Source organism: Monashia sp. HAY1-2A (genome assembly GCF_056755315.1).
Genome location: NZ_JBNDHY010000226.1, coordinates 1 through 5,148 on the forward strand (window position 1 = coordinate 1; position 5,148 = coordinate 5,148).

Sequence of the window (5,148 nt, forward strand, 5' to 3'; positions counted from 1 at the left end):
GCCAGCACCGGCTGGATGTTCGGGTGCGGCAGGAACGCCACGCGCCGACCGGTCCGCTGCGCCAGCTCGGCCAGCTCGGGGCTGGTCAGGAACGCCGTCCACGCCTGCGCGTACTCGGTCTGGAAGAACCGCGCGTCGATGACCCGACGCTGGCTGCCCGGCTTCAGCGGCGGCACCAGCCAGTTGCGCCACGTCGGCGCCACGAGGATCAGGTCACAGCCCTCACCGGTGAACTGCTGCGCCTTCTCGTGCAGCCGGTCGAAACGCGGCAGCCCGGTCAGCACCGTCTCCTTGTCGGTGAACACGTACGGCGACCCCTCGCCCGCGATGGACTCGTACTCCCCCGGCGTCGACGTCACGAACACGTCGACCTGCTTCTCGTTGAGCCAACGCGACAGGTCGTCCTTGATGACGCCGTGCTGCAGGAACGTGAACTTCCACCTCGGGTGTGGAAGGTGCGCGACCACCGCCGGTGGGCGCTGGACGGGCACGTCGATGTGCGAGGAGACGAGGTGGGCGGCGTTGATCATGAGCAGCTTCCACCGCAGCGACCCGTGCGCGACCAGCCTGCTGCCGTACCCGTCGGCCCTGAGGCGCTTCCAGTCCGCCGTGTCCTTCTCCACGACGAACCAGGCGTTGATCTCCGGGCGGTGATCGCGCAGGTACCGGAACAGGATCTCGCCCGAGTCGTTCGCGTCGTGGATCCGGTCCATGAGCACCCACGCGTCCCCGAAGACCTTGCGCACCTGCGGCCGCGCCGCCAGGAGCCGCACCGGGTCGACCTTGAGCTGCGCGAGCACCTCCTTGCGCCGCTTGGGCACGGGACGGAAGCGACGGGCGATGGCCTTGGCGCCGAGGGCGCGCGTTCGCTGCCCCGGCCAGTCGCCGTACAGCTCGACACGCTTCCCGTCGAGACGGACCTCGAGGGTGCCGCGGGCGTCGACCCAGAGCACCCGCTCCCACATGAGCGTGTCGCCGAAGAACTCGATGGCGCGCAGCTTGGCGTGGCGCGGGGTCGCGACGGACCCGCGCGTGTAGACCTCTTCGGTCGGCGGCTCGCCGACGTAGCGGTACCGGACGCGCACCTGGCGCTTGACCCGGTCGTACCGGTCGGTGACGACGTACGGGGTGTGCCACGGCTCGGTGCCGAGGCCGTGCAGGAGGATGTCGCGCCAGTGCGGCTGCAGCTTGCGGATGTCGAAGGAGTCGACGACGTCGGCGTCGAGGAGCTGGGCGATCCGCGCAAGGACCTCGCGGAACGACGCCCCGAGCTCACCCTCGATGGCAGCGGCCGACGCGCCCATGGCGTCCTCGGCCGAGAAGTACCACGACAGCTCGTAGAGGACGACGTGCTGGACCCACATCGGGGCGCGGCCGAACTGCTCGGTGGCCTCGCGCAGCAGCGCCAGGTACCCGTCCCGCGGGACGGTGGCATACCGGCCGAGCGCAGAGATGCCCGTCTGCAGCGTCGAGGACTGGTCCGCCCGCTTGCGGTAGAAGTACTTCGCCGAGGCGAGGAAGCCGGTGCGCCGGTTCGGCGCGCGCAGCAGGTAGCGGACCGCGAAGTCGCCGTCCTCGAAGTTCGGACGCAGTCCCGGGTTGAACCGCAGGTCGCCGATGACGTCGCGACGCATCGCCGACGTGGTCGAGCTGCCCGGGATGAACGAGGTGGCCACGTCGAGGTCGACGAGCAGGTTGCTGCCGTACATCCGCCAGCGTGGGTGCTTGCGCTCCTCGCCCGTGGCCTCCATCCGCAGGACGACGTTGCTGGACAGGAACTGGACGTCAGGGTGCTGCGTGGCGAAGGTCGCCATCGAGGACAGGTACGCCGGGTTGACGGTGTCGTCCGGGTCGGTGAACGTCACCCACTCGCCCGTCGCCACCTCGAGGCCGGCGTTGCGCGCCGCGGCCTGGCCGGCGTTCTCCTGGGTCAGCACGACGACCTCGAACGACACCCGTTCGGCCCAGGCGCGGGCCACCTCGAGGCTGTCGTCGGTGGACCCGTCGTCGACGAGGACGACCTGCAGGCGGGACAGGTCGAAGGTCTGCGCCTCGATCGAGGCGAAGAACTCCGGCAGGTACCGCGACACGTCGTACACCGCGGTGACGATGCTGAACAGTGGCCTACCCGGCGCACCCGAGGTGGGGGACGTGGTGGAGCTCGGCGTCGTCTCGGGGGTGGGGTCGGTCATGGGTCAACGGGCCTTCCCGCGCAGGAGGGCATCCTGCGCTGCTGTCGTCGTCGGCGGAGGGTGCGGCAGGCAGGACCGCACGAACGCGTTCCTGGCCACCCCCTGGCGGAACGCGATCGACCGATCCTAACCACCGATGCGTCTGACGCCCACCCGGCACCCATGCCGTACCCATCGCACACCCATCAAAGGGGCGTATGCGCGCGGACGACGACGCGCACCGCCGCGGGCGGGTGCCGCAGCCGTGACGCGGTCAGCCGGCTGCGGTGCATCGGGACCGAGGACGTCGGGACCCGGGACGTCGGGATGTCGGTCAGTTGCCGAGGTACGGCGAGACGACGACCTCGACGCGCTGGAACTCCTTGACGTCGGAGTAGCCGGTGGTGGCCATGGCGCGCCGCAGGGCACCGACGATGTTCGTCGTCCCGTCGGCCCGGCGGCCCGGACCGAAGAGGATCTCCTCGAGGGAGGCCTGCCTGCCGAGCTCGATGCGCTCCCCGCGCGGCAGCTCGGCGTGGTGGGCCTCGGGTCCCCAGTGGTAGCCACCACCCGGGGCGTCGGTGGCGCGGGCGAGGGCCGCGCCGAGCATGACGGCGTCCGCGCCGCACGCGATCGCCTTGACGATGTCACCGGAGGTCCCGACGCCGCCGTCGGCGATGACGTGGACGTACCGGCCACCGGACTCGTCGAGGTAGTCGCGGCGGGCGGCCGCGACGTCGGCGACGGCCGAGGCCATCGGTGCGTGGATGCCCAGGGCCGTGCGGGTCGTGTGCGCCGCGCCGCCGCCGAAACCGACGAGGACGCCGGCCGCGCCGGTGCGCATGAGGTGCAGGGCCGCGGTGTACGACGCGGCCCCGCCGACGATGACCGGCACGTCGAGCTCGTAGATGAAGCGCTTGAGGTTGAGCGGCTCGGCGCGCCCCGACACGTGCTCCGCGGACACCGTCGTGCCGCGGATGACGAACAGGTCGACGCCGGCGTCGACGACGGTCTTCCAGTGCTGCTGCGTGCGCTGCGGCGACAGGGCCCCCGCGACGGTGACACCGGCCTCGCGCAGCTGGCGCAACCGCTCGGTGATGAGCTCGGGCTTGATCGGCTCGGCGTACATCTCCTGCATCCGGCTCGTCGCCGCCTCCGGCTCGATCGCCGCGATCTCGCGCAGCTGGGCCGTCGGGTCCTCGTAGCGGGTCCACAGCCCCTCGAGGTCGAGGACCGGCAGGGCGCCGAGCTTGCCGAGCGCGATGGCCGTCTCGGGCGAGACGACCGAGTCCATCGGCGCGGCCATGACCGGGATGTCGAAGTGGTAGGCGTCGATCTGCCAGGCGACCGAGACCTCCTCGGGGTCACGGGTGCGCCGCGAGGGCACGACCGCGATGTCGTCGAAGGAGTACGCGCGGCGTCCGCGCTTGCCTCGGCCAATCTCGATCTCGGTCACCGGCCGATCCTACCGACCCCGCACGGCCCTCCCGGACGCCCGTTCGCGGGCGCGAGGCAGGGTCCGAGGTGGCTGCGGACCGTCAGCCGCTCGTCGAGTAGTTCGGCGCCTCGACGATGCCCTGGATGTCGTGGGGGTGGCTCTCCTTGAGCGAGGCGGAGGTGATGCGCACGAAGCGACCCTTGTCCTGCAGCTCGGGGACGGTGCGCGCGCCGACGTAGAACATCGACTGGCGCAGGCCGCCGACCATCTGGTGCGCGACGGCCGACAGCGGCCCGCGGTAGGCGACGCGTCCCTCGATGCCCTCGGGCACGATCTTGTCGTCGGACTCGACCTCGGCCTGGAAGTAGCGGTCCTTGGAGAAGGACTTCTTGCCGCGGCTGCTCATCGCGCCGAGCGACCCCATGCCCCGGTAGCTCTTGAACTGCTTGCCGTTGACGAAGATCAGCTCGCCCGGGCTCTCCTCGCAGCCGGCGAGGAGCGACCCGATCATGACCGAGTCGGCGCCGGCGACGATGGCCTTGGCGATGTCGCCGGAGAACTGGAGGCCACCGTCGGCGATGACGGGCACGCCCGCGGGCTTGCAGGCCTGGGCGGCGGCATGCACGGCGGTGACCTGCGGCGCGCCGACACCGGTGACGATGCGGGTCGTGCAGATCGAGCCGGGGCCGACACCCACCTTGACGGCGTCGGCTCCGGCGTCGACGAACGCCTGGGCCCCGTCGGTGGTGGCGACGTTGCCGCCGATGACCTGGACGTGGCGCGTGGCCGGGTCGGACTTGAGCCGCTCGACCATCTCGAGGAGCATCCGCACGTGGCCGTGCGCAGTGTCGGCGACGAGGACGTCCACGCCGGCCTCGATGAGCGTCGTCGCGCGCTCCCACGCGTCGCCGAAGTAGCCGATGGCCGCGCCGACCATGAGCCGGCCGGCGTCGTCCTTGCTGGCGTCGGGGAACTGCTCGCTCTTGACGAAGTCCTTGACGGTGATGAGGCCGGCGAGGTGGCCCTCGGCGTCGACGATCGGCAGCCGCTCGCGCTTGTGCTGGCGCAGCAGGGCCGTGGCGTCGTCGCGGCTGATGCCCTCGTGGCCGGTGATGAGCGGCATCGGGGTCATGACGTCCCGCACCCGCGTGGTGGCCCACTCGGCGACGGGCGTGAAGCGCAGGTCGCGGTTGGTGACCATGCCGATGAGCTTCTTGTCGCCGTCGACGACGGGCAGGCCCGAGATGCGGTACTCGCCGCAGATCTGGTCGAGCTCCTCGAGGGTGCGGTCCGGGCCGATGGTGACCGGGTTGGCGATCATGCCGGTCTGGGTCCGCTTGACGAGGTCGACCTGGTAGGCCTGGTCCTGGATCGAGAGGTTGCGGTGCAGGACGCCGATGCCGCCCTGGCGTGCCATGGCGATGGCCATCCGCGACTCGGTGACGGTGTCCATCGCGGCGGAGATGAGGGGCGTGCGGATGGACAGCTCGCGCGTCAGGCGCGTCGTCGTGTCGATGTCGGTGGGGGCGAGGTCGCTGT

General features: G+C 71.1%; 3 protein-coding genes. All 3 read right to left on the minus strand.

The features are described from left to right. A partial coding sequence (locus ACPYOM_RS20860; protein WP_481347418.1) for a bifunctional glycosyltransferase/CDP-glycerol:glycerophosphate glycerophosphotransferase occupies positions 1 to 2,192 on the minus strand: 2,192 nt, incomplete at its 3' end. A 313-nt stretch (positions 2,193 to 2,505) separates the two neighbouring features. Continuing rightward, positions 2,506 to 3,627, minus strand: coding sequence for a GuaB3 family IMP dehydrogenase-related protein (locus tag ACPYOM_RS20865; RefSeq protein WP_481341791.1), 1,122 nt, complete (start codon positions 3,625 to 3,627; stop codon positions 2,506 to 2,508). Positions 3,628 to 3,709: 82 nt separating this feature from the next. Further along, on the minus strand, positions 3,710 to 5,148 hold a 1,439-nt coding region (gene guaB / locus ACPYOM_RS20870), incomplete at its 5' end, for an IMP dehydrogenase (RefSeq protein WP_481347419.1).